Source organism: Massilia sp. UYP34, assembly GCF_056279385.1.
The window spans coordinates 622,600-640,221 of the sequence record NZ_JBWBRF010000001.1 but is presented as its reverse complement, the minus strand read 5'-3'; the positions used below and the strand labels follow the sequence as shown (position 1 = coordinate 640,221).

The following is a 17,622-nucleotide window of genomic DNA, read 5'->3' as shown; positions in this document are numbered from 1 at the left end:
CGCACCATGCTTACGCGGTTTCTTCCGGCGCAGTCGTGGCGCGCTGGAAGATCGGCGCCACCAGCAGGCCCAGCTCGTAGAGCAGGCACATCGGAATGGCCAGGGCCAGCTGGCTTACCACGTCCGGCGGGGTGACGATCGCGGCGATCACGAAGGCGCCGACGATCACGTAGGAACGGACCGCGCGCAGCTTCTCGAGGCTGACGATGCCCATGCGCACCAGGATCACGACCACCACCGGCACCTCGAACGAGGCGCCGAAGGCCAGGCACATCGACATCACGAAATCGAGGTAGTTCTCGATGTCGGGCATGACCGCGATCGAGGTCGGCGCGAATTCGCCGATGAAATGGAACACGCGGCCGAACACGAAGAAGTAGCAGAACGCCACGCCGGCGATGAACAGGACCGAGGATGAAATGACCAGCGGCAGCACCAGGCGCTTTTCGTGGGCGTACAGGCCGGGCGCGATGAAGGCCCAGGCCTGGTAGAACACCCAGGGCAGCGCCACGATGAAGGACAGCAGCAGCGTGACCTTCATCGGCACCAGGAACGGCGAGATGACGCCGGTGGCGATCATGGTCGAGCCGGGCGGCATCGAGGCGATCATCGGCGCGGCGATCAGGTCGTAGATATGCGATGGCCCCGGCCACGCCATCAGCGCGGCGCACACGATCGCGATCCCGATCGAGGCCTTGACCAGGCGGTCACGCAGCTCGACCAGGTGCGAGATGAAAGTGTCTTCGCCGGCGGCTTGCTCAGTCATTTAGAAGAAGGAAGAGTTGGATTTGCCGGCGCTGCCGGGGCGGAACTTGCGCACCCGGGCGGCGCCCGACATCACATGGCGCTTGGTGCCATGGCGGTTCTTGTACCAGGCCGGCACGCTCGAAGTGCGCACCAGCTTCTTGCGGCGGAAGTCCTTGGCCTTGCGGTCGATGTCGGCCACGGTCGGCGTGACCGTCGTGGCGCCGCCGCCGTCGTGCGCGGTGCGGTCATCCCACAGCGCTTCGACCTCGTCGACGTGGCTGGTGACGGACGACTCGAAATCGCTGGTGGCCGACTCGACTTCGCTCTTGAACGATTGCGCTCTCTCCTGCACATCCTTGTGCAGGTTGCGCAGCTCGTCGAGCTCGATCTCGCGGCTGACCTCGGACTTCACGTCATGCAGGTAGCGCTGGGCGCGGCCGTACAGCGTCCCGGCCATGCGCGCCACCTTGGGCAGCTTTTCAGGGCCGATCACGATCAGCGCGACCACGCCGATGATCGCGATTTTCGACAGTCCAAGATCGATCATGGAACTCGCGACTTACAGACGGGTCTTGTCGCGGGCTTCCACGTCGATGGTCGACTTGTCGGCCACCTGCTGGGTCGGCTGAGCCGGCGCCGCCGGATTCGCTTCCGCAGCCTTCTCTTCGTCGCCCTTCACGCCGTCCTTGAAGCCCTTGACGGCCTTGCCCAGGTCGGAACCCATATTGCTGATCTTCTTGGTACCGAAGATCAGCATCACGACCACCAGCACGATCACCCAGTGCCAAATACTCAAACCACCCATGTTGTTCTCCTAGCAAGGCGCATGCGCCTGAAAAATCGGGAAAGCGTCTACGACAGTATACGCGAAGCGGGGGCCGCCTGCCCCCTTTGACACTTAGTCCTGGCTTAGCGAGAGCTTCACAGCCCCAGACCGCGCCATGGGCGCGGACCGCCATACATATGCAAATGCAGGTGATACACTTCTTGACCGCCATCCGGACCGGTATTGATCAGCGTCTTGAAGCCGCCTTTCGGCTTGCCATCGGCGCCGATCTTGACGTCAATACCATTCTCTTTTGCAAGCTTGGGCGCCAGTGCGAGCATCTTCCCCAGCAGCACCGCGTGTTCCTCGGTGCAGTCGGACAAGGTGGACACGTGCTGCTTCGGAATCACCAGCAAGTGCACCGGCGCCGCCGGGTTGATGTCCTTGAATGCCAGCACGTCCTCGTCTTCATAGACGACGGCGGCCGGGATCTGCTTGGCGACGATCTTGCAAAAAATGCAGTTATCCATCTTGTCTCCAGTTCGTGACGATGCTCCAGGGCCGGGCCGGCCGTCGCCGCCGAGGCATCGTATCAACGCGGCATGACATCGATATGACTGAGCGGTATGACGGCCAGAAGGCGATTATGACACCGGAACGCGACGCGCGCACAGTGAGCGCGTGCTCACTTGCAACGCACGCGGAATTATTCATTCCTTGCGTGCGGCTTTTTCCACCATGCCGGACACGCCCTCGCGCCGCGCCAGCTCGTCCAGCACCTGTTGCGGCGTGAGGTCGAACTTGGCCAGCAGCACCAGCGAATGGAACCACAGGTCGGCGCATTCATACAGCACCTTCGATGGATCGCCCGCGATGCGCGCGTCCTTGGCGGCCATCACCAGCTCGGTGGCTTCCTCGCCGATCTTCTTGAGGATAGCGTCGTCGCCCTTGGCGAACAGCTTGGCGACGTAGGACGTCGCAGGGTCGCCGCCGTGCTCGGGCTTGCGCGATTCGATCACGGCCGCGACACGGGCCAGGGTAACGCTCATGGGGTCTTCTTCTTGTCCGAGGAGTAAATGGTTTCAGGATCTTGCAGCACCGGTTCGACGCTGTGCCAGTCGCCATTGTCGTACTTCTGGAAGAAGCAGGAATGGCGGCCGGTATGGCAGGCGATGCCGCCCACCTGCTCGATCTTGAGCAGGACCACGTCCTCGTCGCAATCGAGGCGGATCTCGCTCACCTTCTGGATATGGCCGGACTCTTCGCCCTTGTGCCACAGTTTCTTGCGCGAACGGCTCCAGTACACGGCTTCGCCCGTCTCGACGGTGCGGGTCAGGGCGTCACGGTTCATCCAGGCGAACATCAAGATGTCGCCGGTCGCCGCCTCCTGGGCGATCACCGGCACCAGGCCGTGCTCGTTCCAGCGCACCTTGTTGAGCCACTTGGTATTGGTCGACATGCGGCTTCCTTAATCGAGGCGCATCGGGATGCCACGGTCAAGCATGAAGCGCTTGGCCTCGCCGACCGTGTGCTGCCCGTAGTGGAAGATGCTGGCGGCCAGCACCGCGTCGGCATGGCCTTCGAGGACGCCGTCGGCCAGGTCCTTCAGGCCGCCGACGCCGCCGGAAGCGATGACCGGGATGCCCACGGCGTCCGAGACGGCGCGGGTCAGGCCCAGGTCGAAGCCGATCTTGGTGCCGTCGCGGTCCATCGAAGTGAGCAGCAACTCACCGGCGCCGAGGCGCTCCATCTCGCGCGCCCATTCCACCGCATCGAGCCCCGTGGCATTGCGCCCGCCATGGGTGAAGACTTGCCACTTGCCGGGACTGGTCTCTTTGGCGTCGATCGCCACCACGATGCACTGCGAGCCGTGCTTGCTGGCGGCGTCGAACACCAGTTGCGGATTGGTGACGGCCGAGGTGTTCATGCTGACCTTGTCGGCGCCGGCATTGAGCAGGCGGCGCACATCCTCGACCTTGCGCACGCCGCCACCGACGGTGAGCGGAATGAACACGGTCGAAGCGACGGCCTCGATGATCGGCAGGATCAGGTCGCGGCCGTCGCTGGAAGCGGTGATGTCGAGGAAGGTGATCTCGTCGGCGCCCTGGGCGTCGTAGCGGCGCGCGATCTCGACCGGGTCGCCGGCGTCGCGCAGCTCGGTGAAGTTGACGCCCTTGACCACGCGGCCGCCGGTGACGTCGAGGCAGGGGATGATGCGTTTGGCTAGCATAAGAATCTCTGCGTCAGCATATGAACGTCGTCCCCGCGCAGGCGGGAACGACGCATTCAGGCCCGCGTCCCTTCCGTCAGTTCATCGGCGCGCTCCTGGGCCGAAGCCAGGTCGAGCGTGCCTTCGTAGATCGAACGGCCGCAGATCACGCCCTCGATGCCTTCGTCCTGCACCGCGCACAGCGCTTCGACGTCGGCCAGCACGTGCACGCCGCCCGAAGCGATCACCGGAATCTTCACCGAGCGCGCCAGCTTGACGGTCGCCTCGATGTTCACGCCGCCCATCATGCCGTCGCGGCCGATGTCGGTATAGATGATCGATTCGACGCCATAGCCTTCGAACTTCTTGGCCAGGTCGATGACTTCGTGGCCCGACATCTTGCTCCAGCCGTCGGTCGCGACCTTGCCGTCCTTGGCGTCCAGGCCGACGATGATGTGGCCCGGGAAGGCGCCGCAGGCGTCGTGCAGGAAGCCCGGGTTCTTGACGGCGGCGGTGCCGACGATGATGTAGCTGATGCCGTCGTCCAGGTAGCGCTCGATGGTGTCGAGGTCGCGGATGCCGCCGCCCAGCTGGACCGGGATCTCGTCCAGGCCGTTGTCTTCGGCGTATTCCTGCACCACCTGCAGGATCGATTTGATGGCGGCCTCGTTCTTCGGTTTGCCCGCGAATGCGCCGTTCAGGTCGACCAGGTGCAGGCGGCGCGCGCCCTTCTTCAGCCAGTGCAGCGCCATGTCGGCGGGATCTTCGGAAAACACGGTGGCAAGGTCCATATCGCCCTGTTTCAGGCGAACGCAGTGACCGTCTTTCAGGTCGATGGCGGGGATCAGCAGCATGGTCGTTGTCGGTTGGTTGACGGGGTTATTTCGGGAAATGAGTCAGCAAATGATTCAGGAAATGCGTCAGAAACTGAGTTCGGAATCACGGATTCCAGTGAATGAAATTGCGGTACAGGCGCAGGCCGGCGGCGGCGCTCTTTTCGGGGTGGAACTGGGTGGCGACGATGTTATCGCGGCCGACGGCGCAGCAGAACGGGCCGCCGTAGTCGGTCTCGCCGATCACGTCGTCACGGTTCTCCGGCGCCGCATAGTAACTATGCACGAAGTAGAAATAGCTGCCGTCCTCCACGCCTTCCCACAGCGGGTGGGCGCGCGCCTGGCGCACCCGGTTCCAGCCCATCTGCGGGACCTTGAAGCGCGAGCCATCAGGCTGCAATTTTCCGTCGAGCTGGAAGCGCACCACCTTGCCCGGCAGCAGGCCCAGGCCGGGAGTGCCTTCGTTCTCTTCGCTCTCCTCGAACAGCATCTGCTCGCCCACGCACACGCCCATGATCGGACGGGTCCTGGCGGCGCGCAGCAATGCTTCCTCGAGGCCGGACTCGCGCAGGCTGCGCATGCAGTCGCGCATGGCGCCCTGGCCCGGCAGCACGACGCGGTCGGCGCGGTCGATGTCCGCGGCCGAGCTGGAAATGAGGACGTCGGCCTCGGGCGCGGCGGCGCGCAGCGCCTGCGCCACCGAGCGCAGGTTACCGAGTCCATCGACGACGACGATCTTGTTGGCCATGATTACAGGCTGCCCTTGGTCGACGGGATGATGCCGGCCGCACGTGGGTCCAGCTCGGTGGCCATGCGCAGCGCACGACCGAAGGCCTTGAACACGGTCTCGCACTGGTGGTGGGCGTTCACGCCGCGCAAGTTGTCGATGTGCAGGGTGACGGCCGCATGGTTCACGAAGCCGCGGAAGAATTCGCCCGTCAGGTCGACGTCGAAGGCGCCGATCATGGCGCGGGTGAACGGCACATGCAGCTCCAGGCCGGGACGGCCCGAGAAATCGATCACCACGCGCGACAGCGCTTCGTCCAGCGGCACGTACGAATGGCCGTAGCGGACGATGCCCTTCTTGTCGCCGATCGCCTTGGCCACGGCCATGCCCAGCGTGATGCCGACGTCTTCCACCGTGTGGTGGGCGTCGATATGCAGGTCGCCCACGGCCTCGACCTCGAGGTCGAACATGCCGTGGCGCGCGATCTGGTCGAGCATATGGTCGAGGAAGGGGACGCCGGTATTGAGCTTCTGGCGGCCGGTGCCGTCGAGGTTGATCGAGACGCGGATCTGCGTTTCGTTGGTATTGCGCGTGATGTCGGCGGTGCGGATCATTGCTAAGGGCGCTAAGGGCGGTCGTCGGCCGGTCTTTCGCTGGGGAGAAACCGGCTGGATTAAATGGTGTCCGTCAGGGGCGCTGGGTTACAGCGACGTCTTCAGGGCTGCCAGGAACTGATCGTTCTCTTCGGGGGTGCTGACCGTGACGCGGATGCAGTTGGCCAGCAATGTATGCATTTTACTCAAATTTTTGATCAATACCCTCTCGCCATGGAGAATCGCGCAGGCGCGCTCGGCATCGGGCACGCGCAGCGAGATGAAATTGGCGGCCGACGGGAACACTTCCACGCCCGGCAAGGCCGCCAACGCGGCGGCCAGGCGGGTGCGTTCTTCGTTGATCAGGCCCGCCTGGCGATCCAGCACGTCCAGGTGGTCCAGCGCGAATTCGGCCGCCACCTGGGTCAGGACGTTGACATTGTACGGCGGACGCACCTTCTCGAATTCAAGCAGCAGCGGCGCGCTTGCCGCCATGTAGCCGAGGCGGATGCCGGCCAGGCCCAGCTTGGACAGGGTCCGCATCACGACCAGGTTCGGGTGCTGCGGCAGCCGCTCCATGAAGCTGACCCTGGCGAACGGTTGATACGCCTCGTCGACCACCACGATGCCGTGCTCGCCCAGGGCCTCGATGATCGCGACCATGGCGTCGGCATCGTACAGGTTGCCGGTCGGGTTGTTCGGATAGGCCAGGAACACCAGCGACGGCCTGTGCTCGGCAATGGCCGCCAGCATGGCCGGCAGGTCGAGCGAGAAGTCGGGCTTGATCGGCACGCCGACGAAGTCGGCGCCCGCGAACTGGGCCGAACGCGAGAACATGACGAAGGCCGGGACCGGGGCCATCACGACGGCGCGGCGGCTGCCGGCCTCGCGTTCCTGGCGCGCGACCGCGGTCGCCAGGATCGTGATCAGCTCGTCCGAGCCATTGCCGAGCAGAACGTCATAGCCGGCCGGCACGCCCAGCTTGCTGCAGATGCGGTCCTTGAGGCTGCGATAGGACGGCACCGGATAGCGGTTCAGGGCCGCTTCGGCCAGGCGCGCGCCCAGTTCGGCGCGTAGCGGCTCGGGCAGCTGGTACGGGTTTTCCATCGAGTCGAGCTTGACGTAGCCGATCGAGTCCGGCACGTGGTAGCTGCCCACGGCGCGCACGTCGGCGCGGATGGTGTTCTCGATCAGTCTAGTAATGTCGGTCATGATGTTTCTTCCGTGGTGGTGGCGGCCTTGGCGGCCTTGCGTTTTTTTGCTCCCGCGACCGGCACTTCGGGCGCGGCCAGGCGCTCCTGGATAATGGCGCAGTAGTCGGGATTGAGCTCGAAGCCGGTGTACTGGCGGCCCAGGCGCTTGGCGGCGATGGCCGTGGTGCCGCTGCCCATGAAGGGGTCGAGCACGACGCCGCCCGGCGGGCACGAGGCCTTGACCATGCGCTCGATGATCTCGAGCGGCTTCTGAGTAGGATGGTCGGCGCGCTCCGGATGCTCGCGGTGCAGGCGCGACACGCTCCACACGTCCTTCGGGTTGTAGCCGACTTCCAGCCACTTGGCGCCCACGAAGATCGAGCGCGAGCGCGCCTTCTTGGTCTCGGCGTCATACGGGATGCGCACCGCGTCCAGGTCGAAATAATAGTCCTTGCGCTTCGCGAAGAAGCCGATGGTGTCGTGCACCGACGAGAAGCTGCGCACGCTGCCGCCCATCGACGGCACGCGGCGGTCCCAGATGATCTCGTTCATCATCGTCATGCGTTTTTTCAGCATCACGAAGATCTCGGGCGCGAAGCGCCAGGTGAGGAAGATGTACAGGCTGCCGTTGGGCTTGAGCTTGGGGATGGCGGCGTCGATCCACTGCTCGGTCCAGGCGAGATACGCCTCCACGCTTTGCTGGTCCGACGTGTTGCCATAGTCCTTGCCCAGGTTGTAGGGCGGGTCGGTCAGGATCAGGTCGATGGACCCGTCCGGGATGCGCGGCAGGCCGGCCAGCGCATCCTCGCAGAATACCTGGTTGACCCAGGACGTCATGATGCCTGCGGCAGGTTTTGCAACTGCGTGGGGTTCAGGCGAAGCTCGGCACTGCGCGCGTGCGCCTGCAGGCCCTCGCCATAGGCGAGGGTGGCGGCGACCTTGCCCAGCGTCTGGGCGCCCGCTTCGCTGACCTGGATGATCGACGACCGCTTCTGGAAGTCGTACACGCCCAGCGGCGACGAGAAGCGCGCCGTGCGCGAGGTCGGCAGCACGTGGTTCGGGCCGCAGCAGTAGTCGCCGAGCGACTCGGACGAGAAGCGGCCGAGGAACATCGCGCCCGCGTGGCGGATCTTGTCGGCCCACTGCATCGGCTCGAGCGCCGAGATTTCCAGGTGCTCGGCGGCGATCGAGCTGGCGATCTCGCAGGCTTCATCCATGTCGCGCACGAGGATCAGCGCGCCGCGGTCGGTCATCGAAGTGCTGATCGTGTCCTTGCGCGGCATCGTTGGCAGCAATTTGTGGATGCTCTGCTCCACCTTGGCGATGTAGTCGGCGTCGGGGCACAGCAGGATGGCCTGGGCCAGTTCGTCGTGCTCGGCCTGCGAGAACAGGTCCATCGCCACCCAGTCAGGATCGGTGGTGCCGTCGCACAGCACCAGGATCTCGGACGGGCCGGCGATCATGTCGATGCCGACCACGCCGAACACGCGGCGCTTGGCGGCGGCGACATAGGCGTTGCCGGGGCCGACGATCTTGTCGACCGGCTGGATCGTTTCGGTGCCGTAGGCCAGCGCGCCGACGGCCTGCGCGCCGCCGATCGTGATCACGCGGGTCACGCCGGCGATCGCGGCGGCCGCCAGGACCATCTGGTTCTTCACGCCGTCCGGGGTCGGCACGACCATGATGATTTCCTTGACGCCGGCGACGTGGGCCGGGATCGCGTTCATCAGCACCGACGACGGATACGCCGCCTTGCCGCCCGGGACATAGATGCCGACGCGGTCGAGCGGGGTCACGCGCTGGCCCAGCAGCGTGCCATCGGGCTCGGTGAAGGTGAAGCCGGTCGAGGCGTCCTTCTGGCGCTCGTGGAACGCGCGCACGCGATCGGCGGCGACTTGCAAGGCCGCGCGCTGCGCTTCCGGCAGCGCGGCCAGCGCCTGCTCCAGCTCGGCCTGGCCAACGTCGAATTCGGCCATCGACTGCGCGCCGCCGTTCGGGATGCGGTCGAACTTGTTGGTGTACTCCAGCACAGCCGCATCGCCGCGCGCCTTCACGTCGCGCAGGATATGCGCGACCGCGGTTTCGATGGCGTCATCGGTTTCCGCTTCGAACGCCAGCAGGGCGTCGAGGGTGGTCTTGAAGTCGGGCGCGGTGGAGTCGAGCTTGCGGATCTGTACTGCCATGATTGTTCTTCAGCCTTGTCGTTGGGAGACGTTGCGACGCCCGGCGCGTTCGAACGCCTCGAGAATCGGTTGCAGGCGCTCGCGCTTGAGCTTGAGCGCGGCCTGGTTCACCACCAGGCGCGAGGAAATGTCCATGATCTTTTCGACTTCGACCAGGTTGTTGGCGCGCAGCGTGCCGCCGGTCGAGACCACGTCGACGATGGCGTCCGACAGGCCGACCAGCGGGGCCAGCTCCATCGAGCCGTACAGCTTGATCAGGTCGACGTGCACGCCCTTGCTGGCGAAGTGCTCGCGCGCGGTGTTGACGAACTTGGTCGCCACCCGCAGGCGCGCGCCCTGGCGCACGGCGCTGTCGTAGTCGAAGCCGGCGTTGACCGCGACCGACATGCGGCACTGGGCGATGCGCAGGTCGATCGGCTGGTACAGCCCCTCGCCGCCATGCTCGAGCAGCACGTCCTTGCCGGCCACGCCGAAATCGGCCGCGCCATGCTGGACGTAGGTCGGCACGTCGGAAGCGCGCACGATCAGCACCCGCACGCCGGGGTCGTTGGTCGAGAGGATCAGCTTGCGCGAAGTCTCGGGGTTTTCCAGCACCTCGATCCCGGCCGCCGACAGCAGCGGCAGGGTGTCTTCGAAGATGCGGCCCTTGGAGAGCGCCAGGATCAGCTGGGGTTCCCCATGTACGCCATTGAATGTCATTTGCTTGAGCTTATTTAATACGTACGATATCGGCGCCGACCGCCGACAGTTTCACTTCCATCCGGTCGTAGCCGCGGTCGAGGTGGTAGATGCGGTCGACCAGGGTCGTGCCCTCGGCCGCCATGCCGGCGATCACCAGCGAGGCCGAGGCGCGCAGGTCGGTCGCCATCACCGGCGCGCCGACCAGGCGTGGGACGCCCTTGATGAAGGCGGTATTGCCCTCGGTCGAGATCTGGGCGCCCAGGCGGTTCATCTCCTGCACGTGCATGAAACGGTTCTCGAAGATCGTCTCGGTGACCGTCGACGGACCGTCAGCGATCGTGTTCACGGCCATGAACTGGGCCTGCATATCGGTCGGAAAGCCCGGATACTCGGTGGTGCGGAACGACACCGGACGGGCACGGCCGTCCATCTTCGCGCGGATGGTGTCGCCATCCACGGTCAGCTGCAGGCCGATCTCGCGCAGCTTGTCGAGCGCGACGTCGAAGATGTCGGTGCGGGTATTGGTGAGCACGATGTCGCCGCCGGTGGCCGCCACCGCGCACAGGAAAGTCGCGGCCTCGATGCGGTCCGAGATCACCGCGTGCGATGCGCCGTGCAGTTCATCGACGCCCTGGATCACCAGGCGGTCGGTGCCGATGCCCTCGATCTTCGCGCCCATGGCCACCAGCAGCCTGGCCAGGTCGGTCACTTCCGGTTCGCGCGCTGCGTTCTCGAGCACCGTTTCGCCTTCGGCCAGGGTGGCGGCCATCAGCAGGTTCTCGGTGCCGGTCACGGTGATCATGTCGGTGAGGATGCGCGCGCCCTTCAATTTCCTGGCTTTGGCATGGATGTAGCCGCCCTCGATCGTGATCTCGGCGCCCATCGCGCGCAGGCCCTTGATGTGCTGGTCGACCGGACGCGAGCCGATCGCGCAGCCGCCCGGCAGCGAGACCTTGGCTTCGCCGAAGCGCGCCAGCAGGGGCCCCAGCACCAGGATCGAGGCGCGCATGGTCTTGACCAGCTCGTACGGCGCTTCGAGGGTGTCGATCGCGCTGCCGTTCAGGGTGACTTTCTCGTCATTTTGGGTCACCTTGAGACCGGTCTTTTCCAGGAGCTTGAGCATCGTGCGCACGTCATGCAGGCGCGGCACGTTCGACAGCTGCAGGTCGCCGGCGGTCAAGAGGCCTGCGCACAGGATGGGCAGCGCCGCGTTCTTGGCGCCGGATACCGGAATCTCACCAGCCAGGCGCTTGCCGCCGACGATCTGGAGCTTGTCCATGCTTATCCTCCGAATTCTTCAGGGGTCAGGGTTTTCATCGACAGCGCGTGGATTTCCTCGCGCATGCGGTCGCCCAGCACGGCATACACGATCTGGTGACGCTGGATGGGACGCTTGCCGGCGAAGGCATTCGACACGATCACGGCCTCGAAGTGATGGCCATCGCCCTTCACGTCGAGGTGGGTGCATTCGAGGCCGGCGCTGATATAGCCGTGGATCAGTTCGGGTGTGGTCGCCACGATAACTCCAGTTAAACTTTGTACGATTAATGGCGCAGATTGTAGCCGCGCTTGAGCAGATTGATCGCCACGCCCGTCAGCACCACGAAGAACACGGTCACGACGGCCAGGCTGGTCCATGGCGAAACGTCGGACTGGCCGAAGAACCCATAGCGGAACCCGTCAATCATATAAAAGAACGGGTTGAAATGCGAGACGGCGAGCCAGAAAGGCGGCAGTTTTTGAACGGAATAGAACACACCGGCCAGGAAGGTCGCCGGCATGATCAGGAAGTTCTGGAAAGCCGCCAGCTGGTCGAACTTCTCGGCCCAGATGCCGGCGATCGTGCCCATGGTGCCGAGAATGGCCGCGCCCAGCAGGGCGAACACCACGATCCACACCGGCGCCACGAACTCCAGATGGGCGAACCAGGCGGTGATGACGAACACGCCGGCGCCGACCACGATCCCGCGCAGCATCGAGGCCAGCACGTAGGCCGACAGGATCTCGGCGTGCGACAGCGGCGGCAGCAGGATGAAGACCAGGTTGCCGCTGATCTTGGACTGGATCAGCGACGAGGACGAGTTGGCGAAGGCGTTCTGCAGCACGCTCATCATCACCAGGCCCGGGATCAGGAACGAGGTGTAGGCGACGCCGTCGAGCATCTCGACCCGGCCGTCGAGCACATGGCCGAAGATCAGCAGATAGAGCATGGCGGTGACCACCGGCGCGGCCACGGTCTGGGTCGCGACCTTCCAGAAGCGCAGCGACTCCTTGTAGAACAGGGTACGGAAACCGATCGAGAACATTATTTACCTTCCTCCATGATCTGGATGAAGATGTCCTCGAGGTCCGCCTGCTCCAGCTGCATCTCGTCGATGACGGCGCCGTTCTCGCGCAGGCGCGCCAGGATCGGCTCGACCTCCGAATAATCGTTCACGCGCAGCGTGTACTTGTTGCCGCCGCCGTTGCCGTTCGTGTGCTCGTCATGCGAGACGAGATGACGCAGCGCCTCGGGCAGGTCGCCCGACTTTAGGTGCACCACCAGCTGCGAGCCCGACACGCGGCGCAGCAGCGCGCTCATGGTGTCCAGCGCCACCACGTTGCCGCGCCGGAGCATGGCCACGCGCTGGCACATGGCTTGCGCTTCCTCGAGGTAGTGGGTGGTCAGCACCACGGTGTGGCCGCCTTCGCGGTTCAGGCGCGCGATGAACTTCCACAGGGTCTGGCGCAGCTCGACGTCGACGCCGGCGGTCGGCTCGTCGAGCACGATCACGGGCGGCCGGTGCACCAGGGCCTGGGCCACCAGCACGCGCCGCTTCATGCCGCCCGACAGCGCGCGCATGTTGACGTCGGCCTTGTCGGTCAGATCGAGGTTGTGCATCACCTCGTCGATCCAGGCGTCGTTGTTGCGAATGCCGAAGTAGCCCGACTGCAGGCGCAAGGTTTCGCGCACCGTGAAGAAGGGATCGAACACCAGCTCCTGCGGCACCACGCCCAGGCGCTTCCGCGCTTCGCGAAAGTCGCCCACCACGTCGTGGCCGTGGATGCGCACGCGGCCGGCATCGGGCCGGATCAGGCCCGCGATGGTGGAAATCAGGGTGGTCTTGCCGGCGCCGTTCGGGCCCAAGAGGCCAAAGAACTCGCCTTCCTCGATGTCCAAGGAGACGCCCTTCAGGGCCTTGAAGCCCTTGTAGCTCTTCTCGACGCTGTCAATCTGGATTGCTGTCATGCTTGTTGGATGGCGCGGCGCGCGCAAAATGGGATGGAACCCGAAGCGCACCGTGGGAACCGTGCGGTGAAACGGTCCATTATAGGGGAAATCGCCACGTCAAGCGGCCAGAGGGGGATTTGCGCCGAATGGGGAAATGCGGTGCGCGCAAAAAACCATCGGCGGCCAATGGCCGCCGATGTCGTCAGGCTTGCGGCAGCAGCGTGTCGACCCCGTACAGGGCCGCCAGCTTCTGCACGTTGTCCGGCACGTTCATGAAGGTGAGCCGGTGGCCGGCATCCAGCGCGCGGCGCTGCCAGGCCAGCAGCAGGGCCACGCCGGACGAATCGGCCGCCTGCACGCCGCCGAGATCGAACACGGTCTCGCCGGCGCGAATCGCCGCCGCGCCCTGCTCCAGCGCCTGGTGGGCGGTCAGGAAGGTCAGGGCGTCGATCGACAGCATCGGGTTGGATTCAGCCATGTTGATGAATCACTTCGCCGGCGCGGCCAGCGGCCTCGAGGCCAGTTGCGCATTGCGCTCGGCCAGGCGCTTGATCAGGCCATCGATGCCGTTCTTGCTGATCTCGCTGTTGAAGGTGCTGGTATAGGTCTGGACCAGCCACGCGCCCAGCACGTTCACGTCATAGATCTTCCAGCTGCCTTTTTCGTTGCTCAGGCGGTAGTTCAGGGTGATCGGTTCACCGCGGGCGACGTTCACCTGCGAACGCACTTCGACATCGGTGTCGGTCGGCGAACCGCGCATCGGCTTGAACTCGACGGTCTCGTTCTTGATGGTCGACAGCGCGCCGGCATAGGTGTACACCAGCAGGTCGCGGAACTCCTTGGTCAGCTTCTGCTTCTGTTCCGGGGTCGCGCTGCGCCAGTGGCGGCCGGCCGCTTGCTGGGTCATTTTCTCAGCATCGACATACGGCAGGATTTTTTCGTTGACCAGGCCCATGATCTTGTTGCGGTTGCCGGACTGGATGTCCTTGTCGGCCTTGACGCTGTCGATCACTTCATTGCTGATGCGCTTGACCAGCGCGTCCGGCGCCTCGGCGGCGGCCACCGGAGCGGCGACCAGGACGGTGGAGAACGCCACGGTGGCGGCGGCGGCGACCAGGTGCATGAATGGCTTCATCGGTTTCCTTTCGGTTGGCGGCGGCGGAGGCCGCGCGCACGGTTGATCTTGTTGTTACTGCTCGGGGTCGGTGGCCTGGCGCGGCACGTCGCCGTCATAGACCTGGCTCTGGCGGCGCTGCAGGTAGCCGTCGCGCAGGAACTCGTAGCGGTCCAGGGCGGCGTCTTCGAGCAGGCCGGACGCATCGAGCAGGCTGGCGCGGGTATCGACCACGCGCACGGCCGCGCCGATATTGCGCCAGTTGTCGGGCTGCTTGTATTTCCAGATATCGCCACCCACGTCGGCGGGCAAGGCCGCGGTATCACGTACCGTAGATGGGCCCAGCAGTGGCAAAATCAAGTAGGGGCCGCTTGGCATGCCCCATTTGCCCAGGGTCTGGCCGAAGTCTTCGTCGCTTCTCTGCATGCCCGCTTCGGAAGCGATGTCGAGCAGGCCGAAGATGCCGAAGGACGAGTTCAGCGCGAAGCGGCCGAAATCGGTGCCGGCCTGCTCGGGCTTGCCCTGCAGCAAGTTGTTGACCGAGCTCCAGGCATCCGACAGGTTGCCGAAGAAATTGCCAACGCCAGTCTGGGCAAAGCCCGGCACGACGTTCTTGTAGCCGGTGGCCACCGGTTTCAGGACGGCGCGGTCGACCGCGTCGTTAAAGCTGAACATGGCGCGGTTATAGCCTTCCAGCGGATCCTGCGGGTTGGAGGCAGTCGTTGCACAACCTGTCAGGACCAGGATGGCGGCGGCGGCAGCGCCAAGGCGCAAGTGCGAGAGCGTGACGGCGTGGTTCATTCACTACCTTCCTTTCCTTCAGCAGCCTTGCTGTAGATAAATTGATTAATTAAGTCTTCCAGGACCGTCGCCGACTGGGTGCGAATGATGCGATCGCCTTCCGCCAGATTCTGTTCATCGCCACCGGCTTCGATACCGATGTATTGTTCACCCAACAAACCAGCGGTCAAAATCTTGAGCGAGCTATCTTTCGGGAATTTATATTCGCTCTCCATATCAAGACGTACCGATGCCTGGAAGCTCTCGTCGTCGAAGGTGATCTCACCGACGCGACCCACCACCACGCCGGCGCTCTTGACCGGCGCCTGCGGCTTCAGTCCGCCGATATTGTCGAAACGGCTTGTGATCGAATACGTCTGCCCGAACGACAAAGTCCTCATATTTCCTGCTTGAAAGGCCAGGAACACCAGCGCGGCCAATCCCAGCAGAACGAACAGGCCGACCCAGACGTCGATAGTTTTGCGATGCATTTTGAATACCCTACAGTAACCGTTTTAACCGTTGTTAAACTTATTTATTGAACATCAGGGCCGTCATGACGAAGTTCAGCCCCCAGACCAGCAGCGATGCAATCACGACGGTGCGCGTGGTCGCGCGCGATACGTCTTCTGGCGTCGGCTGGGCCTGGTAGCCCTGGAACAGGGCGGTAAAGGTCACTGCGATGCCAAATATAAAGCTTTTGATGACGCCGTTCAGTACGTCAGCTCGCACATCGACGCCAGCCTGCATCTGCGACCAGAACGACCCTTCGTCGACGCCGATCAGTTTCACGCCGACGATGTAGCCGCCCAGCACGCCCACCGCCGAGAACACGGTGGCCAGCACCGGCATCGCGATCACGCCGGCCCAGAAGCGCGGCGCCAGCACGCGCTGCACCGGATTGATGGCCATCATTTCCATGGCCGACAGCTGTTCGCCGGCTTTCATGAGGCCGATCTGGGCGGTCAGCGAGGTGCCGGCGCGGCCGGCGAACAGCAGCGCGGTCACGACCGGGCCCAGTTCGCGCACCAGCGCCAGCGCCACCACCTGGCCCAGCATCTGCTCGGCGCCATACTGGTTCAGCGTGTAGTAGCCCTGCAGGCCCAGCACCATGCCGACGAACAGGCCGGACACGGCGATGATCACCAGTGAATAGTTGCCGATGAAATGGATCTGCTCGGAGATCAAGCCGGGGCGGCGGAAGGCGCCCGGCGACACACCCAGCAGGTTGAAGAACGAGCGCACGGCGAAACCGAGGCCGGCGAAGCCTTCGCGCACGGTGCAGCCGACCAGGCCAAGGAAGCGGGTGATCATGTGCGCGCTCCCAGGCCCAGGTCGTCGGCCAGCGACGTGCCGGGATAGTGGAACGGCACCGGACCGTCCGGGGCGGCATTGACGAATTGTTTCACGTAGGGGTCTTCCGAGACGCGCAGGTCGTCCGGCGTGCCCTCGGCCACGATCTTGCCGGCAGACATGAAGTACACGTAGTCGGCGATCGCGAAGCACTCGTGCACGTCGTGCGAGACGAGGATCGAGGTCGAGCCCAGCGCGTCGTTCAGGTTACGGATCAGGTTGGCGGTCACGCCCATCGAGATCGGATCGAGGCCGGCGAAGGGCTCGTCGTACATGATCAGTTCAGGATCCAGCGCCACCGCGCGCGCCACGGCCACGCGGCGCGCCATGCCGCCCGAGATCTCGGCCGGCTTGAGGCGGTGCGCATTGCGCAGGCCGACGGCGTTGAGCTTCATCAGGACCAGGTCGCGGATGAGTTCTTCGGGCAGGTCGGTGTGCTCGCGCAGCGGGAAGGCGACATTGTCGAACACCGACAGGTCGGTAAACAGCGCGCCGAACTGGAACAGCATGCCCATGCGGCGGCGCAGCCGGTACAGGCCCTCGGTATCGAGCTGGTGCACCACCTCGCCGCCGATGCGCACTTCGCCGCGCTGGGGGCGGATCTGGCCGCCGATCAGGCGCAGCACCGTGGTCTTGCCGCAACCCGACCCGCCCATGACGGCGACAAGCTTGCCGCGTGGGAAGTCCATACGGAGATTCGACAGGATGGAACGCTCACCGTAAGCAAAATGCAGATCGCGGATTTCGACTAGGTTCGACACAGCATAATTAATGTTTGGGTAATCCGGTATTGTAGTGCAGAAAGCTATTTGCCTGCTTGAGGGACCCGATTTTACCCCTCGGCGGCGACGTACTATTACAACACTAATAACTAATGAGTCAGCTAATCCGACGCATAAGCCATTGTTTTTGTTGATATATGTATGTTAAGCAATATTGTTATTATTGAATTTTATCAATAAGCTGCATTCAAAAAACGCCCGAAGGAGCGGGTTTAAGCTCCTCCTGATTACTATTTCGATGAGCCTGGTTTTTTGCGCCGCACCATAATCTGGGGGTGGCGTAATGAAATAGCAAGTCACAGAATATGCAATACTCTGTCGCTATTTTGTCAACGTAAGATACAACCCCGGACCAGCGCCTGGTCAACCGGGCGGTCGGGCGCATGCAGAGCGCGAGGCCCGGCAGCGCCTGGACGCGGATCGACGGTGTTCTTGCCCGAGCGCTGCGAA

Annotated in this window: 24 protein-coding genes; all 24 read right to left on the bottom strand. The window is 64.1% G+C overall.

The annotated features are described in order from the left end of the window. Positions 1-10: 10 nt before the first annotated feature. The 24 genes from tatC to ACZ9AQ_RS02775 all read right to left on the bottom strand — a co-directional run bounded on the left by tatC (position 11) and on the right by ACZ9AQ_RS02775 (position 17,151). Positions 11-766 carry a twin-arginine translocase subunit TatC gene (gene tatC / locus ACZ9AQ_RS02890; protein ID WP_429200842.1) on the bottom strand — a complete coding sequence of 252 codons (756 nt, stop codon included), beginning with the start codon at positions 764-766 and terminating at the stop codon, positions 11-13. Continuing rightward, the gene (gene tatB / locus ACZ9AQ_RS02885) at positions 767-1,294 is read right to left on the bottom strand and encodes a Sec-independent protein translocase protein TatB (protein WP_429200844.1); all 528 of its coding nucleotides are present in this window, start codon (positions 1,292-1,294) and stop codon (positions 767-769) included. Between the two features lie 12 nt (positions 1,295-1,306). Then, positions 1,307-1,552 (bottom strand): Sec-independent protein translocase subunit TatA, encoded by a 246-nt coding sequence (gene tatA, locus ACZ9AQ_RS02880; RefSeq protein ID WP_123068022.1) that lies wholly within the window; start codon positions 1,550-1,552, stop codon positions 1,307-1,309. A 116-nt stretch (positions 1,553-1,668) separates the two neighbouring features. Then, positions 1,669-2,043 carry a histidine triad nucleotide-binding protein gene (locus tag ACZ9AQ_RS02875; RefSeq protein WP_429200846.1) on the bottom strand — a complete coding sequence of 125 codons (375 nt, stop codon included), beginning with the start codon at positions 2,041-2,043 and terminating at the stop codon, positions 1,669-1,671. Between the two features lie 180 nt (positions 2,044-2,223). Then, on the bottom strand, positions 2,224-2,562 hold the full coding sequence (locus ACZ9AQ_RS02870) for a phosphoribosyl-ATP diphosphatase (protein WP_429200848.1): 339 nt from the start codon (positions 2,560-2,562) through the stop codon (positions 2,224-2,226). Continuing rightward, complete coding sequence (gene hisI / locus ACZ9AQ_RS02865; protein ID WP_429200850.1) at positions 2,559-2,972, bottom strand: phosphoribosyl-AMP cyclohydrolase; 414 nt, start codon at positions 2,970-2,972, stop codon at positions 2,559-2,561. Before hisI ends, ACZ9AQ_RS02870 begins: the two co-directional genes overlap by 4 nt. A gap of 9 nt (positions 2,973-2,981) precedes the next feature. Next, entirely contained in the window at positions 2,982-3,743 is a 762-nt protein-coding gene (hisF, locus tag ACZ9AQ_RS02860) for an imidazole glycerol phosphate synthase subunit HisF (RefSeq protein WP_429200852.1), read from the bottom strand. A 56-nt stretch (positions 3,744-3,799) separates the two neighbouring features. Continuing rightward, on the bottom strand, positions 3,800-4,576 hold the full coding sequence (gene hisA, locus ACZ9AQ_RS02855; RefSeq protein WP_429200854.1) for a 1-(5-phosphoribosyl)-5-[(5-phosphoribosylamino)methylideneamino]imidazole-4-carboxamide isomerase: 777 nt from the start codon (positions 4,574-4,576) through the stop codon (positions 3,800-3,802). A gap of 85 nt (positions 4,577-4,661) precedes the next feature. Beyond that, complete coding sequence (gene hisH, locus ACZ9AQ_RS02850; protein ID WP_429200856.1) at positions 4,662-5,303, bottom strand: imidazole glycerol phosphate synthase subunit HisH; 642 nt, start codon at positions 5,301-5,303, stop codon at positions 4,662-4,664. A gap of 2 nt (positions 5,304-5,305) precedes the next feature. After that, the gene (hisB, locus tag ACZ9AQ_RS02845; protein WP_429200858.1) at positions 5,306-5,896 is read right to left on the bottom strand and encodes an imidazoleglycerol-phosphate dehydratase HisB; all 591 of its coding nucleotides are present in this window, start codon (positions 5,894-5,896) and stop codon (positions 5,306-5,308) included. Between the two features lie 87 nt (positions 5,897-5,983). After that, on the bottom strand, positions 5,984-7,087 hold the full coding sequence (gene hisC, locus ACZ9AQ_RS02840; RefSeq protein WP_429200860.1) for a histidinol-phosphate transaminase: 1,104 nt from the start codon (positions 7,085-7,087) through the stop codon (positions 5,984-5,986). Next, on the bottom strand, positions 7,084-7,905 hold the full coding sequence (locus ACZ9AQ_RS02835; protein ID WP_429200862.1) for a DNA-methyltransferase: 822 nt from the start codon (positions 7,903-7,905) through the stop codon (positions 7,084-7,086). Before ACZ9AQ_RS02835 ends, hisC begins: the two co-directional genes overlap by 4 nt. Beyond that, complete coding sequence (gene hisD / locus ACZ9AQ_RS02830; protein WP_429200864.1) at positions 7,902-9,251, bottom strand: histidinol dehydrogenase; 1,350 nt, start codon at positions 9,249-9,251, stop codon at positions 7,902-7,904. The genes ACZ9AQ_RS02835 and hisD overlap by 4 nt, the downstream gene beginning before the upstream one ends. 9 nt (positions 9,252-9,260) lie before the next feature. Next, the gene (gene hisG / locus ACZ9AQ_RS02825; protein ID WP_429200865.1) at positions 9,261-9,950 is read right to left on the bottom strand and encodes an ATP phosphoribosyltransferase; all 690 of its coding nucleotides are present in this window, start codon (positions 9,948-9,950) and stop codon (positions 9,261-9,263) included. Positions 9,951-9,960: 10 nt separating this feature from the next. After that, a complete protein-coding gene (murA, locus tag ACZ9AQ_RS02820; RefSeq protein ID WP_429200867.1) occupies positions 9,961-11,211 on the bottom strand; it encodes a UDP-N-acetylglucosamine 1-carboxyvinyltransferase in 1,251 nt (416 codons plus the stop codon). 2 nt (positions 11,212-11,213) lie between these two features. Beyond that, complete coding sequence (locus ACZ9AQ_RS02815) at positions 11,214-11,450, bottom strand: BolA family protein (RefSeq protein ID WP_429200869.1); 237 nt, start codon at positions 11,448-11,450, stop codon at positions 11,214-11,216. Between the two features lie 26 nt (positions 11,451-11,476). Continuing rightward, positions 11,477-12,238 (bottom strand): ABC transporter permease, encoded by a 762-nt coding sequence (locus tag ACZ9AQ_RS02810; protein WP_429200870.1) that lies wholly within the window; start codon positions 12,236-12,238, stop codon positions 11,477-11,479. Then, complete coding sequence (locus tag ACZ9AQ_RS02805; RefSeq protein WP_429200872.1) at positions 12,238-13,161, bottom strand: ABC transporter ATP-binding protein; 924 nt, start codon at positions 13,159-13,161, stop codon at positions 12,238-12,240. The genes ACZ9AQ_RS02810 and ACZ9AQ_RS02805 overlap by 1 nt, the downstream gene beginning before the upstream one ends. Before the next feature lie 184 nt (positions 13,162-13,345). Then, on the bottom strand, positions 13,346-13,621 hold the full coding sequence (locus ACZ9AQ_RS02800) for an STAS domain-containing protein (protein WP_429200873.1): 276 nt from the start codon (positions 13,619-13,621) through the stop codon (positions 13,346-13,348). 9 nt (positions 13,622-13,630) lie between these two features. Further along, complete coding sequence (locus ACZ9AQ_RS02795) at positions 13,631-14,278, bottom strand: MlaC/ttg2D family ABC transporter substrate-binding protein (RefSeq protein WP_429200875.1); 648 nt, start codon at positions 14,276-14,278, stop codon at positions 13,631-13,633. A 54-nt stretch (positions 14,279-14,332) separates the two neighbouring features. After that, positions 14,333-15,058: an MlaA family lipoprotein gene (locus ACZ9AQ_RS02790; protein ID WP_429200877.1), complete on the bottom strand. Its 726-nt coding sequence runs from the start codon at positions 15,056-15,058 to the stop codon at positions 14,333-14,335. Further along, complete coding sequence (gene mlaD / locus ACZ9AQ_RS02785) at positions 15,055-15,528, bottom strand: outer membrane lipid asymmetry maintenance protein MlaD (protein ID WP_429200879.1); 474 nt, start codon at positions 15,526-15,528, stop codon at positions 15,055-15,057. The genes ACZ9AQ_RS02790 and mlaD overlap by 4 nt, the downstream gene beginning before the upstream one ends. Positions 15,529-15,568: 40 nt before the next feature. Further along, a complete protein-coding gene (gene mlaE, locus ACZ9AQ_RS02780) occupies positions 15,569-16,351 on the bottom strand; it encodes a lipid asymmetry maintenance ABC transporter permease subunit MlaE (RefSeq protein ID WP_429200881.1) in 783 nt (260 codons plus the stop codon). Continuing rightward, positions 16,348-17,151, bottom strand: coding sequence for an ABC transporter ATP-binding protein (locus tag ACZ9AQ_RS02775; protein ID WP_429200882.1), 804 nt, complete (start codon positions 17,149-17,151; stop codon positions 16,348-16,350). The genes mlaE and ACZ9AQ_RS02775 overlap by 4 nt, the downstream gene beginning before the upstream one ends. Positions 17,152-17,622: the final 471 nt, after the last annotated feature.